This window comes from Streptomyces odontomachicola (assembly GCF_039605595.1).
Classification (GTDB): domain Bacteria; phylum Actinomycetota; class Actinomycetes; order Streptomycetales; family Streptomycetaceae; genus Streptomyces.
This window is the reverse complement of the sequence record NZ_JBCFOK010000014.1, coordinates 25,952-49,002: the sequence shown is the minus strand read 5'-3', so window position 1 is coordinate 49,002 and position 23,051 is coordinate 25,952. Positions and strand designations below refer to the sequence as shown.

Here is a 23,051-nt window from a genome sequence, read left to right as displayed (position 1 = left end):
TCATGAGCAATGACGGCGGCCGTGGGGCGGCGGGCCCTGTAGTCGCATCTACCGGTCGAGGACTGGGCCGGATCACAGCCGGGTGGCCAGCCAGATGGCTACGGCCGCGGTAACGGTGAGCCCGGCGTTGAGTGCGATTCGGCGGTCTTCGCCAGTCAGGTGGACGGCGATCGCGCCGGTCTGCAGGAGTACGAAGCCGGTGGCTGCGGCCGTCGCCAGCGAGGGAGCGATACCGGTCAGCGGCGGCAGGATCAGTCCGGTCGCGCCGAGTATTTCGACCGCCCCCAGCGCCCTGAGGGCGGGCAGGGGTATGCGGTCGACCCAGGCCATCATCGGGCGGAGTTGAGCACGGCTGCGGATCACCTTCAGCGTGCCGGCGTAGACGTAGAAGCAGGCGAGCAGTCCCGCGACGATCCAATAGGCGATGTCCATGGTTCCCGTTCCCGGGCCACCGGCTCACGGAGCCCCGTCGATTGCGTCAACTGCCAGAAGAGCCACTGGTCAAGGCCCGGTCCGTCATCCGAGGACCCCGGGCACCAGAAGATGGCGACACCACCGTCCTCCCGGCCGAAAGGAGGGTGGCCGTGCCGTGCCGTCGGCTTCAGGCGAGGTCGGTGGCGGGCTCGGTCGCATAGCGGCTCATCGCGTCGATGTTGGCCTGGGGCGTCAGCGGCCGGCCGCCGGCGAGTGCGTCCTGGAGGTCCCGGAAGTACTGCACGTACAGATCGGGGGTGAAGGTGCTGAGCAGGACGGCGGGTTGGTCGGTCAGGTTGGCGAAGGTGTGCGGGGTACCGGGCGGAACCATCACGAGCGTGCCCGTGGCGGCGTCGTAGTCCTCGTCCCCGACGGTGAACCGCACGGTGCCGGACAGGACGTAGAAGCCCTCGTCGTGTCGGGCGTGGCGGTGCTGCGGCGGTCCCTGGGTATGCGGGGCGAGCACGGACTCGGCGATCGCGAGGCGGTGCCCGGTGTGGCTGCCGTCCTCCAGAACCCGCATGCGCGTGGTACCCAGAACGATCATCTCGCCATCGCCGGGTCCCACCACCGATACGGCGGGGTGGGTCTGCGGCTCGCTGGTCTTCGCTTCTTCGGTCATGCGCACGAGTTCACCGCCGGGGCCGCAGGGCTGTCCAAGACCTGTCCCGCCTCGCCGATACCTCATGGGTATCGTTGCAGCGTGGAGCTACGTACCCTGCGCTACTTCGTGGCGGTCGCCGAGGAACTCCACTTCGGCCGCGCCGCCACCCGGCTGCACATGAGCCAGCCGCCGCTGAGCCGGGCGATCAAGCAACTGGAGGCCGATGTCGGGGCCTTGCTCTTCGCCCGCTCGCCTGCCGGCGTCACGCTCACTCCGGTGGGCACGGTGCTGCTCGACGAGGCGCGGGCCCTGCTCGACCATGCCGACCGCGTCCGGGTACGCGTGAGCGCGGCGGCCGGCGTCGCGACCCTCACCATCGGCATCCTGGGCGACGGCACCGACCCGGGAGTGGCCAGGCTGGCCGCTGCCTACCGCCGGCACCACCCCGGCATCGACATCCGCATCCGCGACACCGATCTGACCGACCCGACCTGCGGGCTGCGCGCCGGACTGGTCGACGTCGCGCTGACCCGGGCGCCGTTCGACGTGACCGCCCTGACGGTGCGTGCGCTGCGGACCGATCCGGTCGGCGTGGTGCTGCGCGCCGACGATCCGCTGGCCCGCCGCGACGGGCTGCGGCTGGCCGAACTGAGCGACCGCCGCTGGTTCCAGTTCCCGCAGGGCACCGACCCCATATGGCAGTCGTACTGGAACGGCGGCAGACCGCGCCAGGGACCCGTGGTGCGCGCCGTCCAGGAATGCCTGCAGGCCGTGCTGTGGAACGGCACGGTCGGCCTCGCCCCACTCGGACACGACCTGCCCGCGGAGCTGGTCACGGTACCGCTGACCGACATGCCACCGAGCCGAGTGGTGGCGGCGTGGAACGAAGGTGACACCAACCCGTTGATCCGCTCCTTCATCGAGATCGCGACAACCGCGTACCGTCACCGAGCACCGGCGACCGATGCTGCCGCAACTCGTGAACAATTCGAACGCCACAGCCCCGGGGGCCACCTCCCCAAGTGCTGAACATCCGCTGTTCCTTCTCGCGTACGCCTGCGCCAGTTCCTGGAGGGCGGCGTCGGGGAGATGCTCAGCCGGGCGAACCCGGCGTGGATGCGGTGGAAGCCCCCGGTGCTGGAAGTGCGCATGCCCAACGCCGTCGACTGCGACCTGCACTTGGAGGGGCAGGGGCTGCTGCTCGTACCGTCGGTCTTCACCGCCCACACCATCGTCGAGGACGATCCGGCCTGTCCGTGCGTCACCTACCCCGCCTTCGCCGCCCGCTCTCCCCACCGCGGGGAGCTGCTCATCCCGACATCCACGCCCCCGGAGAGCCCCGGCGGTGAGGATGCTGCTGGGGGCCACCCGCGCGGCGGTGCTGGCCGCCGCGGCGGAGCATCCCGGGTGCGGCACCAAGGAGCTCGCCGCGCTGGCCCGCATCTCTCCGTCCAGCGTCAGCGAACACGCCACCGTGCTTCGTGAAGCCGGTCTGCTGACCACCTTCCGGCACCGCAACACCGCACTGCACACCTCCACCGACCTGGGCACGGCGCTGCTGAACAGCGGCATCTGCGCCGCAACCAAGCGTCCATCGCGTGGAGCCCTCCCCGCCTAGGCGCCGATGCGCTCGTCCGGAATCCATGACCCGTGTATGCCGCTGGGCACGCGGCGCGGCAGGTGGACCTCGGCGACCGGTGTGAGGTTCCGGGCGTCGAGGACGAGCAGTTGGGAGGCGTTCGCGCGCAGGTCGCTGACGATCGACAGCAGGTAGCCCTCGTCCTCGGCCGTGGCCTGCGCTGCGGGTACGAAGACGGCCTCGCCGGCGTGACGGCCCGGCCCGGCCTCGTACACCCGCCGCTCACCGCTCGCGGTGTCGAGCTTGACCAGGGCGAACTCCTCCAGCCCTGCGCCGGGGAAGGCCACGGAGTAGCTGATGGCCGAACTCCGCCCGGTGAAGCCCTCGTTGATGGTGGGGAAGTCGGTGGACAGGTCGTCGAGGGGTTCCTCGCGGGCCGATCGCGTACGGGGGTCGAGCACCCAGCGCGTGGCCGTGGCTCCCGTGACCGGGGCGAGGGGGTGGCCTGGTGCGCCGGTCCACCACTTCCAGGACGTCTCCCAGGAGGAGCGGTCGTAGGCGGGGCCTTCGAGCACCACGGTGCCGTCCGGGGCGTCGTAGGCGTTGGTGACGTGCAGGAGCGTCTTCTGGGCTACGGGGATCCAGGTGATCTCCGGTGTGCGGTCGGCCGGGCCGAGGCGGTCCATGACGCCGATGCGGGCCGGGTGGTCGTCGTGCCAGCGGTAGGGGATGCCGGACTGCTCGGCCGCGTCGAAGACGACGGGCGCGTCGAGGAAGACGGCCTTCGTGGCCGTGATCGCGAAGTCGTGCATCAGGGTGGGCGTGCCGCCCGGCACCACCTGCTCGCGGACGATGTCGCCGGCGGGGGTGGCGACGTAGTACGTGAGATAGGGCGGGAACGGCGAATAGCCGAAGAAGTGCAGGTCGCCGGTGCGCGGATCCTCCTTGGGGTGCGCGGTCATCGCGGAGGTCAGCCGCCCGTGGAAGTCGAAGGGGCCCACGGTCTCCAGCTCGGGCGTCACCTCCCAGGGCAGGTTGGCCTCCTGCAGGGCCAGAAGACGCCCGCCGTGCTCGATGATGTGGGTGCCGGCGACGCTCGCGGTCAGGTCCATGGACCCGTCCTCGCGTACGAGGGGTGCGCCGTCCAGCGCCGGGGTCTTGACCCAGCGGTTGCGGTACCACTGCGCGCGACCCCCGGCGATGCGTATGCCGTGCAGCATCCCGGACCCCTTGAACCAATGGCTGGGCGTGATCCCGGGCTTGGGGTTGTGCCCGTTGCGCAGATAGTGGCCCGACAGCTCGGGAGGCAGGGCGCCGGTGACCGGGAGGTCGGTCGCGGTCGACTCGTCGGGTACGGGGGTGTAGTGGCCGGAGAGGTAGGGCTTGACGGGCATGCTGTGCTCCTTGTCGGCGGTGGTACGGGGATCAGCGGGGCGGTCACAGGCTGCTGGAGCGGCGGGTGAGCCGGGCGGGCAGCAGCGACAGCAGCAGTGACGACAGCAGGGCCAGGGCGCAGGCCCCGGCAGCGGTGAGGAAGACGGCGGAGAAGTCGGGAGCCGCGGATGCGTCGGGGGCGGCCGGAGTGGAGGCCGAGACGGCGACCAGGGCGGCCAGGCCGAGCGCGCCTCCCATCTGCCGCGAGGTGTTGACGAGGCCGCTGACCAGCCCTGCTTCGCCGGGCGCCGCGCCCTCGACGGCGAGCGTCGTGAGGTAGACGGTGCCCAGGCCGATGCCCGTACCGATCAGCAGGAAGGGCCCTGCCAGGTCCGCAGCCGTCAGTCCGGTACGGGCCGGTGCCAGCCACAGCAGGCTGAGGGCGAGCGAGGCGAGCGCGAGGGGGAGGGCCTTGCCGAGGCCCAGGGCCGACGCGAGGCGCGGCGCGAGCAGTCCGCCGGCGGTGATGGCCAGCGCGATGGGCAGTTGGGACAGGCCCGCGGTCAACGGGGACATGCCCAGCGCGAGTTGCTGGTACTGCGGCAGGAAGTAGAAGAGCCCGACCGCCACCCCGCCCACGATCAGCATCATCGCGTTCGCGGCGACGAGGCGGTGGCGGGTGACGATGTGGAGGGGGATCAGGGGGCGTTGCGCCCGCCGCTCGACGGGGACCAGAACGCAGAGAGCGAGGGCGCCGACGGCGAGCGCGAGGAGGGTGGCGGTGTCGCCCCAGCCCGAGTGCGCCCCGCTGACCAGGCCGTACGCGAGGGCGGCCATGGCCACGGTGACGCTGAGCGCTCCGGCCGCGTCGAACGTGCCGCCCGCTGCGGGCAGCGGAGGGACCGCGCGCAGGACGACCGCGCCGATCACCAGGCCGACCGGCACGTTGACGAGGAAGATCCACGGCCAGCCGGCCGTCTGGCTGAGCAGGCCTCCCAGGAGTACGCCGGCGATGCCGCCCGCACCGGAGACCCCGCCCCACATCCCCAACGCCCGGGAACGCGCGGGCCCGTGGGGAAACTGCACCAGGAGAAGGGAGAGGGCCGCCGGGGCCAGCATCGCCGCACCGATGCCCTGCCCGAGCCGCGCGCCGATCAGTACGGCTCCGCCCGGTGCCAGCGCGCCGGCCACGGAGGCGAGGGTGAACACGCCCAGCCCGGCGAGGAAGACGGCGCGGCGGCGCAGCACATCGGCGAGCCGGCCGCCGAGCAGCAGGAGTCCGGCGAAGGCGACGAGGTAGCCGTCGACCACCCACGCGGTCTGGGTGTTGCTCAGCTCCAGGTCCGCGCGTATGGAGAGCAGGGCCACGTTGATGATCGAGGCGTCGAGCACCACCGTGAACTGGGCTGCCGCCAGCGCGGCCAGGCTCGCTGTGGGTGCCGCTGGTGCCCCCGCTCGGCGGGAGGGGCGGCGACGGCGTACGGGAGGACGGTCCTCCGCGAGTGTGTGTGATTGGTCAGTCACTCTTGACTCCGAAAAAAGGGCCCGCGGACGGGCCGGATGGATGGTGGGGCGGGGGTGGCCGGTTCTGGTGGGCCCCGAGCTTCAGCGGGGCGGGTGTACGAGTCCCTGAGTGAGGTTCGCGGACCACGGCTCGTCCACGGAGTCGATGCCCAACGCCACCACCAGGTGGCACAGTTGGCCGCGGGCGAAGAAGTTCTGCACCTGCGGCTGCGGGGCCCCGGAGCGGTCCGTTACGTAGGCCGTGAGCCGCGCCTGTTCGTGGCGCAGTGCGTCCCGGATCGTCGGCTCGTCGCTGGCCGCGAGGGCGTGCACCTGCAGCATGAGGAGTTTCCGGTCCGCGATCAGTGAGGCGTACGCGTCCGCCATCGCCGCCAGCACCTCGTCGGGTCCGGCGGCGGGCAGCTCTTCCACGCTGTCGCGCAGGGCCTGAAGGATCCGGTCGAAGCACTCGTGCACCGTCGCGGTGAACAGGTCGGCCTTGGAGGGGAAGAGCCTGAAGACGTACGCGGGGGAGATGCCGGCGGCGGTCGCGACCGCCGCCACGGGGGTCCCTCGGTAACCGGAGTGCGAGAAGACCTCGAGCCCGGCCTCCAGGACGGCGCCCCTGCGGGCCTCTGCGGTCGACAAGCTGCGTGGCATGTGAGTGATTGAACAGTCACACCTGGGGGAGTGTCAAGCGCGGGGAGGGGCGGCCAGGCAGTGGCCTCCGGAGTGGGCGAACTGCGGGGCTGTGGCCGCGACCATGGTGGTCGCGGCTCCCTGCTCGACACCCAGTAAGCGCGCCGCCGGATAACGGCACCGGGGACAGCGGACTTCTCGCGCGAGGGCTTTGGCTACTGCACCCGGGCCTGGTGGGGATGGTGCGGGTCGGTGGGGCAGGCGTACAGCTGGAGGGTGGCGGCGTCGGCCACCTGAAGCATCGCGGGGGTGGGCGATGTCCCGCGGTCTTCGAGGGGGACCCAGGAGGCGGACTCCTCGGTCCACTCGGTGGAGGCGATGGTGAGGAGCGGGGTCATCCGCGCCTCGCAGGCGGGACAGGGCACGGGCTCGGGGTCGGTCAGGCCCCAGGCGGGCCAGCCGCCGACCTTCGAACCGGGGGCGTAGGAGAGGGTGTTGAGGTAGGCGAGCTCGTCGCCGTCCCAGGTGTCGGGGTCCTCGACGCGGGCGGCGAGGCCGGGCTCCAGCTCCATGGGGTCGGGGTACTCGGTGACCTGCTCGGGGGCGAGGAGGCAGGGTTCAGGGAGGTAGCCCTCGTACTGGACGGCGGGGGGCTGCGGGGCGGCCTCCTGCAGCGGCTTGGCGATCGCGTCGGCGGCGCGCCAGTGCAGGCGGGTGACGGGTTCGGCCCGGCCGGGGTGATCGAAGGGGCACCACAGGAGCTGCAGCAGGTCGGCGCCGTGCGGCGGGTGCAGGCCGGGGACCTCGGCGGCGTACAACTGCGTCACCGGGAGCATCGCCACCGGCTCGCCCGGCTCGGGCCATGCGCGGCCGGCCCGCGCATGGTCGCGCTGGTCCTGTTCCTGCGGGGTGAGCGTGCGCGTGGCCGCGGCCGTGCGCAGACGGCGCAGCGTGCGGACGTCGTCGGGCGTCGGGATGTGGCGGCCATCCGGCTCGTGCGGGCCCTCGCAATGGGGCCAGGGCTCGTCGGCGGGCCACAGCAGCGGCCCGCCGATCGAGCTGTCGTGCGGCGTGGGCGACCCGGGCCGCGGGTGCAGCCGGGTCGCCGTGCGCGCCAGGGGAGCCAGGCCGGGGGCGACCGCCGCGGCGTCGCACGGCCGAGGCGGGGTGGTGCGGTGCAGGGTGGTTCCCATCTCCGGCTCCCTCGTGACGCGTTGCTCGCCTTGCTCCGGATCAGTTTCCGAGGTTGACGTTACCCGGGCCGGTGTTCCCCACGATGCGGAACCAGAACAGCGAGCGCGAACTGCCGTCGTGGCGCTGGAGCGTGGCGGTCATGATGACCGAGGACGGGATGGTGCTCGTCCTGTCCCGGTAGAGCGGTATCACGCTGTAGGAGACGGCGTCGTTGCGGCCCAGGTCGTTGGCCACCGCGTTCTGGACGATGGTCTCGTAGGTGCGCATGCTGCCGGGGCCGGTGTTCATGCCGACCTGGAAGCAGGGTACGAGGTTCGTCTGCTGGTGGCGGGCGGACTGGCCCTTGCCGCCGAGGACGTTGGCGATCAGGTGGCAGCGGGCCAGGGTGGCTCCGGGGGCGTTGGCGTCCCGGAAGATCTGGGCGTCGCGCCAGCCGGTGATGTCGCCGCGGGCCGCGTTTCCGCCGCCGGTCCGCGTCAGGCAGGCGGTTGCCGCGGAGGCGCGCTGGCCGGGGCCGTCCTGCGGGGTGGTGGTCTTGTTGCGGTGGTCGACGCCGACGCTGGTGTTGCGGATCCAGCCGCTGCCCGCCGGCTCGGTGCCGGAGGGCACGTTCTCCAGGCAGGCGGCCTTGGGCTCGGTGAGGTACTCGAGTTCGGTCGGGCCGCCGCTGGTGCAGACGTTGCCGTTCCACAGCACGGCGTTGGAGGCGGCGGGGGCCACGGCGGCGTAGTACCAGCCCTCGGACTCGTCGCCGTCGCTGTTGTACTCGCCGTCCCAGCTTCGCTGGAAGGCCAGGCCGCCGGAGCTCTCGTAGTCGTCGGCGAAGCCGCCGGGGCCGGTGAGGGCGGCGACCCAGGTGTAGGCGACGGCCGGCTGCTTCAGATCGAATCCGGTGCGCATGCGGACCGGATAGTCGTTGGACTTCTGGTGGAGCGTGACGTAGGAGCTGCCGCAGTTGCCGTAGACCCTTCCCTTGGTGCTGACGCCGTCGTCTGCGGCCAGGGCCTTGGTGACCCGGTCCTTGGCGGAGGCGGGGATCTGAGCGGTCTTCCCGTTCTCCAGCAGGACCTTGAGATTGCCCTTGGTGTCCGGGGTGCGGGTGACCAGCTTCTCGACCGGCACCTCGCGCATGGTGGCCTTGGCGGTGCGGTCGGCGCCCTTCCGGGCGGTGTCGGTGTCGGCGGCGCGGTCGGATGCGGATTCGGGGCCGGTGCGGTTGCCGGGGTCCGCCGGCGCCGCGGCCGCCGACGAGGTGCCGCCGAGCGCCATCGCGAGCGCGGCTGCCACGGCGGTCACCGCGGCAAGGGAACGACCCCGGGTTGACCCACTTCTTCCTAACCCTCTTCTTCGCTGCACGGTTTTCCCAACCTTCCGGTTGTGGCCATGGGCGCGGAGGGTTGCAGAAAGACGCGTGCCCCCGCTGCGTCCGGTCTGACGGTGGGGTCACGCTATGCACCGGTCATGCACGCGACAAGAGTTACGAGATGGGGTGGCTGCCTAGGGTTGGCCAGATATCGCCGTGAAAGCCGGCTCTTCGGAGGGCGTTCGTCTTGCTACGGGGCCGGCGTGAGCGTGGTTCGTTGCGTGGTGAACATGCCACTGTGCAGGGTTTTTACGTGGAATGGGCAGATTCCAAGGGGGAGTTGGAGACCCTTTTCGCCATGCTCCCGATAGCTTCTGGCTGGATGGAAAAATGACCCGTTGAGTGCTGTTCTGACGCGCCCGTCCGAGCAGAGGCGGCCCGGCGGGGCGCGTGTGATCGGCCCCGGCGCGGCTTCGACTCGTCTGTCGTAGTCCTGTAACAGGGAGTGTGAGCGCTTGGAATTCTGTTCGTTCGCATGATCGACTCTGGGTGCCCGCGAGAAACGCGAAGCGCAACGTGACGCTTTGTCACGGCCGGATGCGATTCCGGTCGGCCACGGGGCCGGTTCGACCAGCCGCGCTCCGCGAGCAGCGGGCCTGCGCGCCGCACAAGCGCGCATGGACCACGTACATACGCAAAGGGGAAAACATGCGCAAGTTCCAGCGCACAGCAGTCGCCGCCGTCAGCGTCCTGGCCCTCTCCGGCCTCGGCATCGGCGCCGCCCAGGCCGCCGAGCGCTCGTTTGAGACGCAGGGCAACGCCTCGACGGACTGCTTCACCAAGGAGACCCAGAAGGCTGCGGACCAGGCCGCGGGGCACCACGTCAAGGTCACCCACTGCGAGCGCATGCCCCAGGACCCGGGCAACACCAGCATGCTGGTCTTCTACCAGGTCTGAGCCCGAGGCGGGGCAGCTCTGATCGCGCCCGCACCGGAGCTTCCGTCCGCGTGACGGACCGAGGCGGCTCCTCCACCCCCTGCGCGGGGGTCGGAGGGGCCGCCTTCGTGTTGTGCGGTGACGGCCTGGCCGGTGACGGCTTACCCGGTGGCGGCGATGGTGCTTGCCGGGTTCGACGCTGGGCGCGTGCCGCACCGATACAGATCGTCAACTGATCGGTTCTTGCGGGACTGGTTGCCGCGCTGGGCCTGCGCAAGGGTTTCAGGGAGGCGGCAGTGCGCCCTTCGTGGCCACCGACCGTTGCCGCGCCGAGTGTTCAGGCGCTCCCACGCGAGAAGCGAGAGAAGGAAACACACCCATGCGCGCCCTTGTGGTCGATCACGGTGAGGCCGGGCCCGTCCGGTTCGCCGATGTCGATGAGCCCGTACCGTCCAGCGACGAGGCGCTGGTCGAGATACGGCACATCGGTCTCAACTTCGGAGAGCTGAACTACGTGCACCAGTGGCCGGCCGGCGCCGTGCACGGTCACGACGCGGCCGGCGTCGTGGTGCGTGCCGCGTCCGACGGCTCGGGGCCGCCCGAAGGTACGCGCGTCGCGCTGGGCATGTCGGCCCACGCGTGGGCGGAGCGGGTGGCGGTCAGCACCGCCTCGCTCGGCATCGTCCCCGAGGACGTGGACCTGGCCGACGGCGCCGCGCTGGGGATCGCCGGAGTGACCGCGCTGCGGGTGCTGCGCAAGCGTTCGCTGCTGGCGCGCGACGTACTGATCACCGGCGCGAGCGGGGGAGTGGGGCACTTCGCCGTCCAGTTGGCGGCGCTGGCGGGCGCGCGGGTGACGGCACTCGTGGGTTCGCCGGACCGGGCCGCCGGGCTCCGCGAGCTCGGGGCCGACAGGGTCCTGACCGACATGGCGGAACTCGCCGAACTGGCGGACCCGAGCGACCTGACCGGCCCGACCAATCCGGCCGGTCCGACCAATCCGGCCGGTCCGACCAACCCGGTCGGGACCGAGGGCCGGTTCGACCTCGTCCTGGACACGGTCGGCGGGCCGCTGGTGGCCCAGGCGTGGAATCGCCTCGCCGAGGGCGGCACCATCCACGTGGTCGGCTACTCCTCGGGGCAGGACACCACGTTCCCGTCGGGGACCCTGTTCGGCTTCGGTGAACCCCGCAGCATCGCCACGTACGGCGACATGACGCCGACCAGTGGCGAGCTGACGGACCTGCTGGGCCTCGTGGCCGCCGGCAGACTCTCGGTGCCGGTCGGACTGCGGGGCGACTGGCGGGACGTGGCCGACGCCGTACGGGCGCTGTTCGCGCGGAAGGTGCATGGAAAGATCGTTCTCGACGTGGTCTGACGCCCGTGGACGAGAGGGCGAGGGGTGAGAGGGGCGAGAGGGGAACGGTGGACGTACTCGCGGAAGCCCTGCGCGTATCGGGGGCGCGAGGGGCTCTCGGGGTCGTCCTGAAGGCCGGAGGAACCTGGGGCCTGTGGCTGGACTCCTCCCCGGGAGCGGCGCTGCACGTGGTGTCCCGGGGCACGATGTGGCTCCAGGTCCCGGGTGAGAAACCCCTGGAGGTGCGGGCGGGAGACGCCGTGCTGTTGCCGCCGGGCACCGCCCACGGGCTCGCCGCCGGGCCCCGTACGACGTTGAGTCCCTGTGACCGGGAGGCGACGGACCAGGCCCTCTCCGACGGCAGCCCCCTGCACCTGGGTTCGGCGCCGGCGGAGACGGAGGTGCTCGTCCTGCGTTACGAGCAGGACCCGGAGGTGAGCACGCCGGTGCTCACCTCCCTCTGCCGGCCGATGCACGCCACGAGCCGGGAGAACACGCAGCTCAGAAAGACCGTCGAGCTCCTCACGGCGGAACTCGCGCAGCCGCAGATCGGCACGACCGCCGCGGTCAACAGCATCGTCGACCTGCTGCTGATCCAGTTCGTACGTGTCTGGCTGGCCCGCAACCCGCAGGAGCAGCCCGGCTCATGGCTGGGCGCGATGCGCGATCCGGTCGTACGCGACGCCCTCGCATGCGTCCACGCCCGGCCAGAACACCCCTGGACCACCGAGTCCCTGGCGGCCGCGACGGCGGTCTCCCGTACGACGCTGTCCCGGCACTTCAGCACCGCGCTCGGCCAGACGCCCGGCGCGTACGTGACGCAGTGGCGCATGGACCTGGCGTCCGTCCGCCTCCGCGACACCGACGAGCCGGTCGAGTCGATCGGCGCCGCGGTGGGCTACGCCTCGCCGCACACCTTCAACCGGGCCTTCCGGCGGGCTCGGGGTGTGCCGCCGGGGGAGTACAGGGCCCGAATTCGCGGGTAAGCGCGGGCGGGGTCCTGGGCGACGCTTGAGCACGAGGGCGGTCGGGGCATGGTCCCGCGCGAGTGCGAGGCAGCTCCAGTCGGCTTCCCACGACGGAGCGGGAACCGGCGCTCGGAGGCGAGTTGCAAGACCTCCGCGATGATGCGTACCAGGACGTCTGAGCGGGCGATCACGGTGCGAAGGTGGGCTTGAACCACCAACCCGACGCGCGTATCCGCGAACTGGGTTCTCATCAGGGGCGCGAGTCCACGAAGTGGGTGAGCTGTTCTGCGGCCCCTCGCGGCAGCTCGGCGACCGCTGCCTGCGGCACCGCCGACGTGATGACGGTGCGGAGCTGTTCTGCGGCATCCGGCAGCATGTTCCAGGCCGCAGCGGGGGCGGTGACGGCGGCGAGCAGCAGGTCGCCTTCGTAGAAGCGCGCGTCCACAAGCGGTTCCCGGGTCAGCAGGCGGATCGCGAGGGGCAGCACGAACGGCAGCCCCACCTGCTGGGTGATGAGCATGTGCAGGTCGGCGGGCCGGAGCTCGCCAAGTGGGACGCGGCGCAACTGATGCACCCTGCGCACGAGGTGAGTCGTCTCGTCGCCGGGGTCCGGCCAGCGGGGCGGATCCAACTCGTTGAGCGTGTGCGACAGATGCAGCAAGCGGTCCATGGGGGCATTCTCGGCCTGTCGTATCGCCGAGCGACGGTCGGCTCGTACGGAAACAGGGTCAGGTGAGGGAGCGGCGAGCGGGAGATCGGCGACCGGCCCAGCAGAAGGGTCGGTCCGTGCAGTGGCCGGCGCTGCAATGGGCGCCCAGGGCGGACCGGGTATGAACACGGGACCGGGGCCATGTCAGTGGTCACCGCGACAATGTGCAGCATGCTGAGCACCCTGGTACTGCCGATCCCCGCTGCGCTTGTCGACCGCCACGACATCGACCCCGCCGCCACCGACGGCTGGATGTTCACCACGCATGACGTCGCCGCCGCGCCGAGCGGGGAGATCTACGCTCTGTATGAGATGCGCCGCTACCGCAACCGCCGCCGCTACGACAGGGATGCGGAGAATTTCGGCTACCGGCTCCTGACCCGCTACACGCTGGAGGGGCAGCCGCAGGCGACGGCCTACTGCGACTCCTGGCCGACCAGCCGGGATCCGTCGATAGCCGGGGAGCACAGCCTGACCCTGTCCGTGCTCCCGGACGGCGTCCTTGCCGTCAGCGGGAACCCCGACTGCACCACGCTCCTCGCCCCGGACCTGTCCCGTATTCTCGTCCGTTACGCCATGCCCGCCCGGCAGCCGTTCGAGGGGACCGATCCGGGTGATCCGTTCGCGACGTCGGTCGGCGTCACCCCGGAGGGGCGGCTGCTGTGTGTGAGCACCGAGTACGGCGTGCACCGCTACGGCGGCAGTATCGACAACATCGTCTCCCTCGCTGACGGCCCCCTCAGCGCCGAGCACAAGCCGAACCTCGAAGCGATCGCCTCACTCGAAGCCGCCCCGGAGCGCCACACCGACGTCGACCTGCGCCCGCACGTGACCTACCAGGGAGCGCCGGTGGGGAGGGACCACCGGCCGCGGCCGTCGCTGGGGGAACTCCTCGACACGTCGCCCGGCGCCCCAGGTCCGCTGTGGCACAAGTCCATGCTCGGCCGTCCCGTTCCGTTGGCCGAGGACCGCCTCATCGTTCCCGTCTTCTCCCGAACCTTGCGCGGCGGCAGCCGGGGACTGGGCTTCGGCTTCGCCGTCCTCGACGACACCGGGAAGATCACCGGACGTCTCGAGGGACTGGATCCCTACTGGGAGAGCCCGTTCACCGGCATGTGCCTGACCGTGGCCGCGGACCCGTTCCGCGGCCACGCGTTCCACCTCAACCGCTATGGCCTGTACGCCTGGGACGCCGATGGCCGGCTGCAGGTGAAGCTCGACACGAGCGAGAAGGCGTTCAAGCCGCTGATCCACTTCACGCTCGCGACCTGTTCGCCGAGGGGCGAACTGCTCCTCGTCCACGGTAAGCAGAACCTGATCCTGCGCGTGCCGGTGCCCGAGCGCCTCGATGACCTCTCCGGGGCGGTGGAGACAGCGCTGCGCGCCTACCGCACCGAGCGGACTGCGCTGAAGAAGCAGTGGCAGCCCACCGCCTGGCACTGGGTCGACCCCTTGTCTCTCGTGTACGGACTGTGAGTGGCAGGCAGTGGCCGCGATGTGAGGTGAGGGAACTGGCGAGCAACAGGCCGCCGAGCAACGCCGTGCTCCGCGTACCGGCGGCTCGGGGGGAAGGGGATGCGCCACGCAGGCAGGTTGTGCGACACGGTTCGTAGACATGCCCGTGCTGGCCGACTGCAGCACAACTGTCGCGCGGCCACCCCCCGTTCACGAAACCCCGCGTACCCCCGGCGGCGCCAGCGTCCAGGAAGCGAGGAGGTCCAGGGCCTCGCGGGACGAGGTTGCCGCCTCTGTTGTGTAGAGGAACAAGGTGGTCTCGGTGTCGCCGGGCAGGGTGAGGGTTTCGTAGTCCACGGTGAGTTCGCCCACCAAGGGGTGCAGCAGGCGCTTGGAGCCGTGTGTGCGCTGGTGGACTCGGTGTTGCCGCCACCAGCGGTCGAACTCCTCGCTGCGTTCCCGCAATTCGGTGATGAGTTCCTGGGTGGCCCGGTCGCCGGGCACGCGGCCGACGTCGAGGCGCAGGTTCTCCACCGCCGCACGGGCCTGGACCTCCCAGTCCACGAACAGCGTCCGTGCGCCCGGGTCGAGAAACAGCCAGCGCGCGTAGTTGCGCTCGCACGGCGGCAGGGACTCGAAGTCGGTGAACAGCGCTCTGGCCATGCGGTTCGAGCCCAGGACGTCGGTACGGCGGCCCAGCACCAGCGCCGGTGTGCCCTCCAGCGAATCCAGCATCTGGTGGAGGCCGGAGCGCAGCCGCTGCACGGTGGGCGTACGGCCCTTCGCGGGAGCGACGGCTGTGCCGATGAGGTCTTCGAGGTGTGCGTGACCTGCGGCGTCGAGCTCCAGGGCCTGGGCGAGCGCCTCGATGACCGCGGGGGAGGGGAGGATGCGGCGGCCCTGTTCGAGGCGGGCGTAGTAGTCGGCCGAGACGCCCGCCAGCCGTGCCACCTCCTCGCGCCGCAGTCCCGGTACCCGGCGTACGCGGCCATCGGGCGGCAGCCCCGCGCGTGCCGGGTCGCACTGGGCGCGGGCCTGTCTGAGGAAGTCGGCCAGCTCACGGTTGCGGGAGGTCATGGACCCAGTGTGCCGACCCACCGCTGCGTACGGGCCCGTCCTGCCTAGGACTGGCAGTCCTAGGTTGCCCGGAACCAGGTCGCTCAGGGCCGCTGATGGCGGCTGTCGGCGGGTGGTGGGAGGCGACCGTGGAGTGCGAGCCGGGTCGGGCCGATCCGGGCCGAGCCAGGGCGATTCGGGAGCTGGACCCCTCGGATCCGGTGGATCCGGCGGACCCGGCCGTGAAGCGTCCGCCAGCAACAACCGACAGCGAGAAGCGAGGAAGACCCCATGAGCCGCATTCTGATCGTCATGTCCGCAGCCGACGTCTGGGAGCGCACCGACGGATCCCCGTACCCCACCGGCTACTGGGCCGAGGAACTGGCCGCCCCGCACGAGGCGTTCGTACGCGCAGGCCACACCGTCGACTTCGCCTCACCCGGCGGGGTGCTCCAGCCGCTGGACCAGCACAGCGCCGACCCCGGGATCGCCGGTGAGGACTGCGCCCGCCATGTGGCCCACGCCGAGAAGGCGTTGAGCGACTTCGGGCCGCTGCTGAAGCTGAACGAGGTCTCCATCGACGCCTACGACGCCGTCGTGCTGCCCGGGGGCCACGGGCCCGTCGTCGATCTCTACCAGGACGGCGACCTCGGCCGGCTCCTGGTCCGCGCCGACCGGGAGGGGAAGATCGTCGGTGCCGTGTGCCACGGCCCGGCCGCCCTGCTGAGCGCCGTCGACGAAGAGGGCGAATGGATCTTCGCCGGCCGCAGGATGGCCGCGTTCACGGACGAGGAGGAGGAGATGTTCGGCACCGCCGAGAACGCTCCCTGGCTCCTGGCCGGCCGGCTGCGCGAGCAGGGCGCGCGGCACGAACAGGGCGCCCCCTACCAGCCCTTCACCGTTCAGGACGGCAACCTCATCACCGGCCAGAACCCGGCCTCCAGCGCCCCCATGGCCGCAGCCGTCAACGCCGCCCTGGCAGCAGCAGCCTGACATCGTCGATGGTCACATAGCGCACGTCCGCCCCGGCACGCAGCCGTGTGAGCGTTGCGTCTGCCGACCGCGGCTCGCTTGGAGTCCGGCCTCACCGGTGCATTAGCAGGCGGAACGTGTTGCCGTCGGGGTCGGTCAGCAATACCGCGTTCTCTGCGCCGTGGGCGGGGCCGAGATCCCTCGCGCCGAGGGACAGCAGGCGCTCGAGTTCCGTCTGTGGATCGCCGTGCGGTACGAGGTCGAAGTGGAGGTCCTTGCCGGGGTCGGGCATCAGTGGGGGACCGCCCCAGGTGATCTTCGTGCCGCCGTTGGGGGACTGGATGGCGGTCTCCTCCTGCTGGTCCCAGACCAGTGGCCAGTCCAGCACGCGGCTCCAGAAGTAGCCCACGGCCTGCGAACCGTCGCAGGCCAGCGCTCCGATGAGGCCGCAGCCGGCGAGGAAGCGGTTACCCGGCTCCAGGACGCAGAACTCGTTCCCCTCGGGGTCCGCGAGCACCACGTGGGAGGCGTCCGGCCCCTGGCCGACGTCGGCGTGCCGCGCGCCGAGGTCGAGCGCCCTGGTCACGGTCTCGCGCTGGTCCTCGGGGGAGGAGCTGGTGAGGTCGAAGTGCCGTCGGTTCTGGGCGACTTGGCGGGCGTGAGTGGTACGGAAGCCGAGGCGGTAGCCGGCGGCGTTCCCGGACGGCACGGTGAGTCCGTCGGAGGATTCCTCGATCTTGGCTTGCTCCAGGCCCAGGAGCCCGGACCAGAAGCGGGCCAGGCGCTCCGGTTCGTACGCGTCGAAGGAGATGGTGAGCAGCCGACTGGTCATCGCGCCACCCTCCCTCGGCCCCATGCGTTACCGGTCACCGAGCCTCGTACTCGGCGAACTCCGCCCATTCTCGACCTCCTTCACGCAGCGGTGCGGTTCCCTGGCGCTGATGACACACGCCGGCCCCGAAACTCATCGGAGCCCTCCGCGCCCCTCACGGCCATACCTGCCCCGTGCTGCCGGGACCGGAGTCCCAAGTGACGCAGCCGAGCGCCGCACCGTCTGTGGCGGCAGCAAGACGATCAGGGTGGGGGCGTCTGCGTACGGCCGGGGACGGCGGCGGTGATGAGGTGGTCCACCACGTCGGGCACGTGGGCGCGTTGCCGGTGGGCGGCGCGTTGGCGGGTGGCGCCGTCGCCCTGCGCGCGGAGCCGAGACCAAGCCGCACGCACCAGGTCCAGGTCGCCGTGGCGTTGGAGGGCTGGGCGGATCCACGTAAGGAGCTGTTCCAAGTGGTGGTGGGCGGGGGTCAGTCGGCTTGTGGGGAGGTCGACGCTCTGGCCTGACAGGCCGTCGCGCGCGGCTCGCCAGCAGGCCGCGCGCAGGAGCTCCGGTCGTGGGCGCGGGGCCGGCTCTCCCGCCTCGACCGCGGCGAGTGCGGTGGCGGTCATTGCCCTGACGATCGCGGCGAGCAGGAGGGTGTCCTCGGGAGTGGTGGCCGCGTCGGCGGCACGTACCTCCAGGGTGGGAACGTGCGTGGAGGGTCTGATGTCCCAGTACAGGCCGCCACGGTCCATGAGGGCGCCGGTGTCGAGGAGGTGGCCGACGAGGTCCTCGTAGTGCTGCGCGGACTCGAAGTAGGGCGGTGGTCCGGCCGTCGGCCAGCGGGCCAGGGTCATCGTGCGCCAGCTCGCGTAGCCGGTGTCGGCGGCCTGCCAGTAGGGGGAGTTGGCCGAGAGCGCGATGAGGGCCGGGATCCAGCAGCGCAGATGGTTGCTGACCTGGAGCGCCCGTTCCCGGTCGGGAATGCCGATGTGGATGTGGGAGGCGCAGACGGTCTGCTCGTCGTCGAGCGCGCGGAAGGTCGCGACGCTCTGGGCGTAGCGCGGCCCCTCCGAGATGGGCGGGGGCGCCGCCTGGCCGAGTACGGGGGAGCCGCTGGAGATGATGCGCAGGCCCTGCCGGGATGCGGCCCGCGCGACGGTGGCGCGCATGGAGCGGATCTGTTCGTGCAGGTCTCCGAGGGAGGTGTGCGGGTCGGTGCGCGCCTCGACCTGGTACTGCGTCAACTCCGTACCGACGCGCACACCGAGGCTTCCGGAGCATGCCTGGATCACCTTCTGCGCCTGCGGCTCCACGTGCCGCGTCAACGGGTCGACCAGCAGATACTCCTCCTCCACCCCCACCGTCAGGCCCTTCGGCGGCTCTGCGTCCATGTCCTCGGAGTCACCAACCACAGGAACGAGCTTGTCACGCAGGGAGGGCGGGGCGCGGGGGATGTGCGTGCCGGCCCGCCTGCGCACCGGCACGCGGGCAGGGGCGTCCGCGTACTGCACGGCGGGGTGGAGTCGAGGCGCTGGGTCGCGTTCGTTGAACGGTCTTCGGCCTGGGCGGCCTCCTCCTGCTTCCCGTACTGCCGACCACGGGAGCCCCGCTGCTCGCTTCCTGGCCGAACGCGGCCGTGGGTACGTATATGGCGCTGATGCCCATGTTCCTGGGCTACTTGGTCTTCGGCTGGGGCCTGACCCACGTCCCCGCCAGCACGGGACCACGCTCTCCCCCTGGAGCCGGCAGTAGCGGAGGTCCTCGCGGTCGTGATCGTCGGCGAGTACCTCCCCGTCCTGGGCCGGGCGGGCATCGCCTTGATCGTGAGCTGCTTGGCAGCGCTGACCGTGCCCACGCCTCGTACGCGTACGAGGCGGCTGCGCGAGGCCCGGGCGAGGCGGACACCCAGAGCCCTGCGCCGCAGGCGGGGTCGGCCCGCGGGCGCGATGTCGCTCAGGTCTGAGACGCCTTCTTGCGGTGGGCCCGGACAGCAATCACAAGCGCACCGACCAGCCCGACGAACCACACCGAGATCTCCACGACTCACGGCTGCGGTGCCGGAGGGGAGAGGCCCGGGCCGTCGCCGAGCTCGGTCGCCCTCGTTGGGGTGAGCCTGGACGGATGACGGCATCACCGCTGTGCGCAGGGGAAGCGTGCGGTCGGACCATCGGACAGAGCTCCTTGGAGGACTCCATGCGCATCCGTATCGCAGCCGCTGCCAGCGCCCTCGTCGCGGTCGCCGTCATCGGCGGCACCGGGCCGGCGGTCGCCGACGACCAGCCCCAGGGCGGGGGCGGCAACTGCCAGGTGAAGGAGCCGAATTCGGAGTACAAGTACATGGTTGACACCTGTCAATTCCTCGGACAGTTCGGCCTGAACTCCTTGGTCCATGGTGCAGTTCTCGGGAAGGAGGCTCCGGCTGGGGAGGAGCCCGCCGCGGGGGAGTAGGCGACGGGCCGTATCGGCGAGGTCCGCAGCTTCTGGGACCGGGCGGGGTAGCGCGGCCCCGTCGCTGCCCTCGCGGACAGCGGCGGGGCCGTTCGGCGTTCAGCGTGCTTGCGGTGGCTTCCTCCTCGCCTGCGCCACGCGGCAGTGACCATCCAGGTGGGGCTTTCCCCCGTACCGCCCGGCCAGGCAGCCGGATACCGGCGTCGGCCCCGCCTGCGGATCATGAAGGGCGGGAATCGGCAGGCCGAAGGGGAGGGTACGGAGCGTGCGTACGGGGAGCAGGAGCTGGAGCTGGACGCGTAGAACGCGAAGAAGCAGTACCGCCATCGCAGTTGCGCTTGCCGTGGCCGCCGCAGGTGTGACGGTGGCCGCGGTCCCGGCGCGCAAGGACGCCGGCCGTGCGGACGGTGTATGGCGGAGTGACGGTTACGGCACCGTGCTGGCCATTCGCGGCGGGCGGCTGCAGGAGTACCAGACGACGGCCGTGAGTTGCTTGCGCGGCGAGACCGCGCGGCGCACCGGTCACGGCGGCGACGGCCCGGCCGTCTACAGCGGTGATGACGCGACCGTCTACCGGATACGCCCCGCGCGGGGAGGGGCTGAAGCGACGCTGCACTTCGACGGTTCGACCGGCGACCGCAAGCTGCGGCGGCTGCCGGCCCTCCCCGCACGATGTGTGGAGCCCGCGCCGAAGGGAGCACGCGCGACCTTCGACGTCTTCTGGCAGACCTTCCAGGACAACTACCCCTTCTTCGCCGCCAAGCACGTCGACTGGCAGGAGGTCAGGGACCGGTACCGGCCCAAGGTGTACGACGGCATGCCGGACGCCGAACTCTTCGCTCTCCTGCGTGAGATGGTGCGGCCCCTGTACGACGCGCACGTTCACATCGACGCAGGTGACACGGGGGCCTTCGCGCAGGGACGCCCCGGTACCGCGGTGCCCTCTCCGGAACTCGACCAGCAAGCCCAGCATTACGTCGTACGCCAGGACCTCGGCGGCGCCCGCCTCCCCAATTTCGCCAACGGCCGCATCGGTTATGCCCAACTCCCGGGCGGCACCGGTTACCTGCGCATCTCCGGCTTCGGAGGGTACGACCGCACCACCGGGGCCTACGTACGTAACCGTGCCGTGCTGGACCGGACGTTGAGCGAGGTCATCAGGCCAGGGCTGCGACGCCTGGTCCTGGACCTGCGGATCAACGGCGGCGGCTCGGACGCACTGGCGCTCCAGGTAGCCGAACGCCTCACCGACCAGCGCTACTTCGCCTACGCCAAGCGGGCGCGCGAGGATCGCCATGTGCCCGGCGCGCAGGGGGACTTCACGCGCCCGCAGCCGATACCCGTACGGCCCGCGCCCGACCGCTTCCGGTTCACCGGGCCCGTGGCCGTGCTCACCGGCGGCGAGACGTACAGCGCGGGCGAGACCCTGACCCAAGCCCTCATGCAGCGCCCGGGCAGGACCCTCCGCGTCGGCCAGAACACCCAGGGCGTCTTCTCCGACGTCCTGGAACGCGCCCTCCCGAACGGCTGGACCTTCGGCCTCCCGAACGAGGAGTACCTCACCCCGTCAGGCACGACCTTCGACGGCCAGGGCATCCCGCCGGACATCCGCACGGGCAACTTCCTCCGGGAGATGAGGGAGCAGGCCCAGGACTCGGCCTATACGCGGGCGTTGGCGGCCCTGCGGGAGCGGGAGCAGGACCAGAACCAGGACCAGGACCAGAACCAGGACCAGGACCAGAACCAGGACCAGGACCAGGACCAAGACCAGGGCCGGTAGGCGCTCGTCCTCACCAGGGGAGGGAGAGGGCAGGTGTGCGCTGGCGGAACCGTCCACGCCCCAGTCGCCAACTGGACCACCCCTGTTCACGCCCAAGGACACAACTCCGCTCTCCACCCCCAGGTCTAACGGGACGACCGCGAGCACCACGGCGCACTCACACCCCGAAAGGCCCCGCATGCGTACCCACCGCACCCTCACCGCCACCGCCGCCCTCACCCTCGCCCTCGGCGCGACCGCGCTCACCGCACCCGCCGCGCAGGCCACCCCAGCCATCCCAGCCATCCCAGCCACTCAGGCCACCCCGGCCAACCCGGCCAACCCGGCCGACCTCGTCCACGAGAGCGGTGAGGAGCTGTCGTACAAGGCCGCCCCCGGCCAGGAGAACAGACTGCGGGTCGACGAGAAGATCGAGCAGCGCGGCGAGTTCGAGTCGTACTACGTCCTCACCTTCCGCGACCGCTACGACATCGCGATCAGCGCGGACGCGGCGCGGCGGGACGAGTGCGCGTACCCCGAGCAGGGCGACCGTACCGTCGTACGCTGCGCCGTCCTGATCCCGCAGAACTCCGACGACTCCGACACCTACCGCGTCGACCTCGGCGACAAGAACGACTCCGCCACGCTCGCGCCCGACAGCGACGCATGGGCCCGGATCCACGGGGGCGCGGGCAACGACGTCCTCACCGGCTCGGCGTCCTCCATGCTCCACGGGGACGACGGCGACGACCGGATCGACGGCGGCGGCGGGCCGTGGGGCTTCGGCTCGTACGGCGGCCCGGGGAACGACACCCTCACGCACTGCGGCCAGGACTGCTTCGGCGAGGCCGGGAACGACTCCCTGACCGGTACGGGGGAGGAGAACACCCTGCACGGCGACGACGGCCACGACGTCCTGCGCGGCGGTGGCGGGGCCGACGTCCTCTACGGCGGCAAGGGCAACGACAAGCTGTACGGCGAGGCGGGTGACGACACCCTGTGGGGCAACAGCGGCGACGACGCCCTGTGGGGCGGCCCGGGCACCGACAAGCTCTCGGGCGGGCCGGGGCGCAACGAGCTGCACCAGGACTAGGGAAGGAAGAGGGCCGACGCGCCCCGCCCGGGTAGGCAGGCGTCCTCAGCGCAGCAGCACGAAAGTGCCCGTCGCGATCACCGCGCCGAGCAGAGTGCCGGAGACGACCTGGGCGGGGGTGTGGTCGCGGAGTTCGATGCGGGACCAGCCGACGAGGGCGACCAGGGCGAAGCAGGGCAGCGCCCACGGACCGTACGTCACGGCGAGCATGGCGCACGCGCCGGACGAGACCGCCTGATGTACGGAGATCTTCCATGCCATCGTGATGGCGGCCAGCACCGCGAGCGTGAGGAGCATCGAGGCGATCAGGGCGAGCATGGCCCGCGGGGCGCCGAAGGCCAGCATCAGCCCGAAGCCGCTCAGTACGGATACCAGGATCACGGGCAGTACGAGGACGCGGGCGGATCTGTCGCCGACGTGCCGGTCACCCCAATAGCCCTTGCGCATGCCGTACTTGATGAAAAGCGTCGGTATCACGGCCGAGAACAACGCGCCCGCGACGCCCCAGCCGACCCCTGCCCAGCCCGCCGCGTGCCAGCCGACGAGCAGAGTGACGGCGAGGATCCAGTTCTTCGGTTCCAGCCCGTCGGTGATGCGGCGGGCCGCCCCGGACTCGGGCGGGGGCGAGGTCTCGGTCGTCATGCGGGAACATCCCCGATTCGTACGTGGTCGGTCGTACGCGGCCCATGCCGCTGATCACGCGGCAGACCAGGATTATTCAAACCGCCCCATAGCCGGCGCCGCCAGGAGCCCCGCTCACTTCCGGTCAACGGCATTTCTGCGTGCGCGGGGCCGTGGACGGCACATGAAG

Annotated in this window: 23 protein-coding genes; 11 read left to right on the top strand and 12 right to left on the bottom strand. The window is 71.1% G+C overall.

What is annotated here, in order from left to right; translation table 11 throughout:
• Positions 1-72 precede the first annotated feature (72 nt).
• Positions 73-432 carry a DoxX family protein gene (locus tag ABEE00_RS24355; RefSeq protein ID WP_345747783.1) on the bottom strand — a complete coding sequence of 120 codons (360 nt, stop codon included), beginning with the start codon at positions 430-432 and terminating at the stop codon, positions 73-75.
• 169 nt (positions 433-601) lie between these two features.
• Positions 602-1,096, bottom strand: coding sequence for a cupin domain-containing protein (locus tag ABEE00_RS24350; protein WP_345747782.1), 495 nt, complete (start codon positions 1,094-1,096; stop codon positions 602-604).
• A gap of 81 nt (positions 1,097-1,177) precedes the next feature.
• Here ABEE00_RS24350 and ABEE00_RS24345 point away from each other — a divergent pair, with 81 nt between their 5' ends.
• Positions 1,178-2,107, top strand: a complete 930-nt coding sequence (locus ABEE00_RS24345) for a LysR family transcriptional regulator (protein ID WP_345747781.1) — start codon at positions 1,178-1,180, stop codon at positions 2,105-2,107.
• Positions 2,108-2,423: 316 nt separating this feature from the next.
• The gene (locus ABEE00_RS24340; RefSeq protein ID WP_345747780.1) at positions 2,424-2,696 is read left to right on the top strand and encodes an ArsR family transcriptional regulator; all 273 of its coding nucleotides are present in this window, start codon (positions 2,424-2,426) and stop codon (positions 2,694-2,696) included.
• Here the strand turns inward: ABEE00_RS24340 and ABEE00_RS24335 are convergent.
• The 5 genes from ABEE00_RS24335 to ABEE00_RS24315 form a co-directional block, all read right to left on the bottom strand.
• Positions 2,693-4,051 (bottom strand): carotenoid oxygenase family protein, encoded by a 1,359-nt coding sequence (locus ABEE00_RS24335; protein ID WP_345747779.1) that lies wholly within the window; start codon positions 4,049-4,051, stop codon positions 2,693-2,695. The two genes, ABEE00_RS24340 and ABEE00_RS24335, sit on opposite strands and share 4 nt — an antisense overlap.
• Before the next feature lie 43 nt (positions 4,052-4,094).
• Positions 4,095-5,555 (bottom strand): MFS transporter, encoded by a 1,461-nt coding sequence (locus tag ABEE00_RS24330; RefSeq protein ID WP_345747778.1) that lies wholly within the window; start codon positions 5,553-5,555, stop codon positions 4,095-4,097.
• 81 nt (positions 5,556-5,636) lie between these two features.
• Entirely contained in the window at positions 5,637-6,194 is a 558-nt protein-coding gene (locus tag ABEE00_RS24325) for a TetR/AcrR family transcriptional regulator (protein ID WP_345747777.1), read from the bottom strand.
• 194 nt (positions 6,195-6,388) lie between these two features.
• On the bottom strand, positions 6,389-7,366 hold the full coding sequence (locus ABEE00_RS24320; RefSeq protein WP_345747776.1) for a hypothetical protein: 978 nt from the start codon (positions 7,364-7,366) through the stop codon (positions 6,389-6,391).
• A 40-nt stretch (positions 7,367-7,406) separates the two neighbouring features.
• Positions 7,407-8,663: a DNA/RNA non-specific endonuclease gene (locus ABEE00_RS24315; protein ID WP_345747775.1), complete on the bottom strand. Its 1,257-nt coding sequence runs from the start codon at positions 8,661-8,663 to the stop codon at positions 7,407-7,409.
• Between the two features lie 715 nt (positions 8,664-9,378).
• Here ABEE00_RS24315 and ABEE00_RS24310 point away from each other — a divergent pair.
• The 3 genes from ABEE00_RS24310 to ABEE00_RS24300 all read left to right on the top strand — a co-directional run bounded on the left by ABEE00_RS24310 (position 9,379) and on the right by ABEE00_RS24300 (position 11,949).
• Positions 9,379-9,627 carry a hypothetical protein gene (locus ABEE00_RS24310; RefSeq protein WP_345747774.1) on the top strand — a complete coding sequence of 83 codons (249 nt, stop codon included), beginning with the start codon at positions 9,379-9,381 and terminating at the stop codon, positions 9,625-9,627.
• 358 nt (positions 9,628-9,985) lie between these two features.
• Complete coding sequence (locus ABEE00_RS24305; RefSeq protein WP_345747773.1) at positions 9,986-10,984, top strand: zinc-binding dehydrogenase; 999 nt, start codon at positions 9,986-9,988, stop codon at positions 10,982-10,984.
• A 47-nt stretch (positions 10,985-11,031) separates the two neighbouring features.
• Positions 11,032-11,949 (top strand): AraC family transcriptional regulator, encoded by a 918-nt coding sequence (locus ABEE00_RS24300; RefSeq protein ID WP_345747772.1) that lies wholly within the window; start codon positions 11,032-11,034, stop codon positions 11,947-11,949.
• Positions 11,950-12,181: 232 nt separating this feature from the next.
• Here ABEE00_RS24300 and ABEE00_RS24295 read toward each other — a convergent pair whose 3' ends face one another.
• Entirely contained in the window at positions 12,182-12,601 is a 420-nt protein-coding gene (locus ABEE00_RS24295) for a contact-dependent growth inhibition system immunity protein (RefSeq protein WP_345747771.1), read from the bottom strand.
• Positions 12,602-12,811: 210 nt separating this feature from the next.
• On the opposite strand from ABEE00_RS24295, the gene ABEE00_RS24290 reads away from it, so the two are divergent.
• The gene (locus ABEE00_RS24290) at positions 12,812-14,116 is read left to right on the top strand and encodes a hypothetical protein (RefSeq protein WP_345747770.1); all 1,305 of its coding nucleotides are present in this window, start codon (positions 12,812-12,814) and stop codon (positions 14,114-14,116) included.
• Between the two features lie 189 nt (positions 14,117-14,305).
• On the opposite strand, the gene ABEE00_RS24285 is transcribed toward ABEE00_RS24290, so the two are convergent.
• Positions 14,306-15,172 (bottom strand): helix-turn-helix transcriptional regulator, encoded by an 867-nt coding sequence (locus ABEE00_RS24285; protein WP_345747769.1) that lies wholly within the window; start codon positions 15,170-15,172, stop codon positions 14,306-14,308.
• Between the two features lie 270 nt (positions 15,173-15,442).
• On the opposite strand from ABEE00_RS24285, the gene ABEE00_RS24280 reads away from it, so the two are divergent.
• Positions 15,443-16,144 (top strand): type 1 glutamine amidotransferase domain-containing protein, encoded by a 702-nt coding sequence (locus ABEE00_RS24280; RefSeq protein WP_345747768.1) that lies wholly within the window; start codon positions 15,443-15,445, stop codon positions 16,142-16,144.
• 91 nt (positions 16,145-16,235) lie between these two features.
• Here the strand turns inward: ABEE00_RS24280 and ABEE00_RS24275 are convergent, their stop codons facing one another.
• Positions 16,236-16,955 carry a VOC family protein gene (locus tag ABEE00_RS24275; protein WP_345747767.1) on the bottom strand — a complete coding sequence of 240 codons (720 nt, stop codon included), beginning with the start codon at positions 16,953-16,955 and terminating at the stop codon, positions 16,236-16,238.
• Positions 16,956-17,197: 242 nt separating this feature from the next.
• Positions 17,198-18,352: a carboxylate-amine ligase gene (locus ABEE00_RS24270; protein WP_345747766.1), complete on the bottom strand. Its 1,155-nt coding sequence runs from the start codon at positions 18,350-18,352 to the stop codon at positions 17,198-17,200.
• 781 nt (positions 18,353-19,133) lie between these two features.
• On the opposite strand from ABEE00_RS24270, the gene ABEE00_RS24265 reads away from it, so the two are divergent.
• The 4 genes from ABEE00_RS24265 to ABEE00_RS24250 all read left to right on the top strand — a co-directional run bounded on the left by ABEE00_RS24265 (position 19,134) and on the right by ABEE00_RS24250 (position 22,240).
• Positions 19,134-19,388 (top strand): hypothetical protein, encoded by a 255-nt coding sequence (locus ABEE00_RS24265; RefSeq protein ID WP_345747765.1) that lies wholly within the window; start codon positions 19,134-19,136, stop codon positions 19,386-19,388.
• 144 nt (positions 19,389-19,532) lie between these two features.
• Positions 19,533-19,691, top strand: a complete 159-nt coding sequence (locus ABEE00_RS24260; RefSeq protein ID WP_345747764.1) for a hypothetical protein — start codon at positions 19,533-19,535, stop codon at positions 19,689-19,691.
• Positions 19,692-19,746: 55 nt separating this feature from the next.
• The gene (locus tag ABEE00_RS24255) at positions 19,747-21,168 is read left to right on the top strand and encodes a S41 family peptidase (protein ID WP_451918663.1); all 1,422 of its coding nucleotides are present in this window, start codon (positions 19,747-19,749) and stop codon (positions 21,166-21,168) included.
• Between the two features lie 178 nt (positions 21,169-21,346).
• Positions 21,347-22,240, top strand: coding sequence for a calcium-binding protein (locus tag ABEE00_RS24250; protein WP_345747762.1), 894 nt, complete (start codon positions 21,347-21,349; stop codon positions 22,238-22,240).
• 45 nt (positions 22,241-22,285) lie between these two features.
• Here ABEE00_RS24250 and ABEE00_RS24245 read toward each other — a convergent pair whose 3' ends face one another.
• Entirely contained in the window at positions 22,286-22,882 is a 597-nt protein-coding gene (locus tag ABEE00_RS24245; RefSeq protein ID WP_345747761.1) for a phosphatase PAP2 family protein, read from the bottom strand.
• Positions 22,883-23,051 lie beyond the last annotated feature (169 nt).

Excerpts from the sequence above, each read along its gene's own strand:
- ABEE00_RS24355 (WP_345747783.1), bottom strand. The coding sequence starts at position 432 with ATGGACATCGCCTATTGGATCGTCGCGGGACTGCTCGCCTGCTTCTAC.
- ABEE00_RS24350 (WP_345747782.1), bottom strand. The coding sequence starts at position 1,096 with ATGACCGAAGAAGCGAAGACCAGCGAGCCGCAGACCCACCCCGCCGTA.
- ABEE00_RS24335 (WP_345747779.1), bottom strand. The coding sequence starts at position 4,051 with ATGCCCGTCAAGCCCTACCTCTCCGGCCACTACACCCCCGTACCCGAC.
- ABEE00_RS24325 (WP_345747777.1), bottom strand. The coding sequence starts at position 6,194 with ATGCCACGCAGCTTGTCGACCGCAGAGGCCCGCAGGGGCGCCGTCCTG.
- ABEE00_RS24320 (WP_345747776.1), bottom strand. The coding sequence starts at position 7,366 with ATGGGAACCACCCTGCACCGCACCACCCCGCCTCGGCCGTGCGACGCC.
- ABEE00_RS24310 (WP_345747774.1), top strand. The coding sequence starts at position 9,379 with ATGCGCAAGTTCCAGCGCACAGCAGTCGCCGCCGTCAGCGTCCTGGCC.
- ABEE00_RS24305 (WP_345747773.1), top strand. The coding sequence starts at position 9,986 with ATGCGCGCCCTTGTGGTCGATCACGGTGAGGCCGGGCCCGTCCGGTTC.
- ABEE00_RS24295 (WP_345747771.1), bottom strand. The coding sequence starts at position 12,601 with ATGGACCGCTTGCTGCATCTGTCGCACACGCTCAACGAGTTGGATCCG.
- ABEE00_RS24290 (WP_345747770.1), top strand. The coding sequence starts at position 12,812 with ATGCTGAGCACCCTGGTACTGCCGATCCCCGCTGCGCTTGTCGACCGC.
- ABEE00_RS24285 (WP_345747769.1), bottom strand. The coding sequence starts at position 15,172 with ATGACCTCCCGCAACCGTGAGCTGGCCGACTTCCTCAGACAGGCCCGC.
- ABEE00_RS24280 (WP_345747768.1), top strand. The coding sequence starts at position 15,443 with ATGAGCCGCATTCTGATCGTCATGTCCGCAGCCGACGTCTGGGAGCGC.
- ABEE00_RS24275 (WP_345747767.1), bottom strand. The coding sequence starts at position 16,955 with ATGACCAGTCGGCTGCTCACCATCTCCTTCGACGCGTACGAACCGGAG.
- ABEE00_RS24265 (WP_345747765.1), top strand. The coding sequence starts at position 19,134 with ATGCGCATCCGTATCGCAGCCGCTGCCAGCGCCCTCGTCGCGGTCGCC.
- ABEE00_RS24250 (WP_345747762.1), top strand. The coding sequence starts at position 21,347 with ATGCGTACCCACCGCACCCTCACCGCCACCGCCGCCCTCACCCTCGCC.
- ABEE00_RS24245 (WP_345747761.1), bottom strand. The coding sequence starts at position 22,882 with ATGACGACCGAGACCTCGCCCCCGCCCGAGTCCGGGGCGGCCCGCCGC.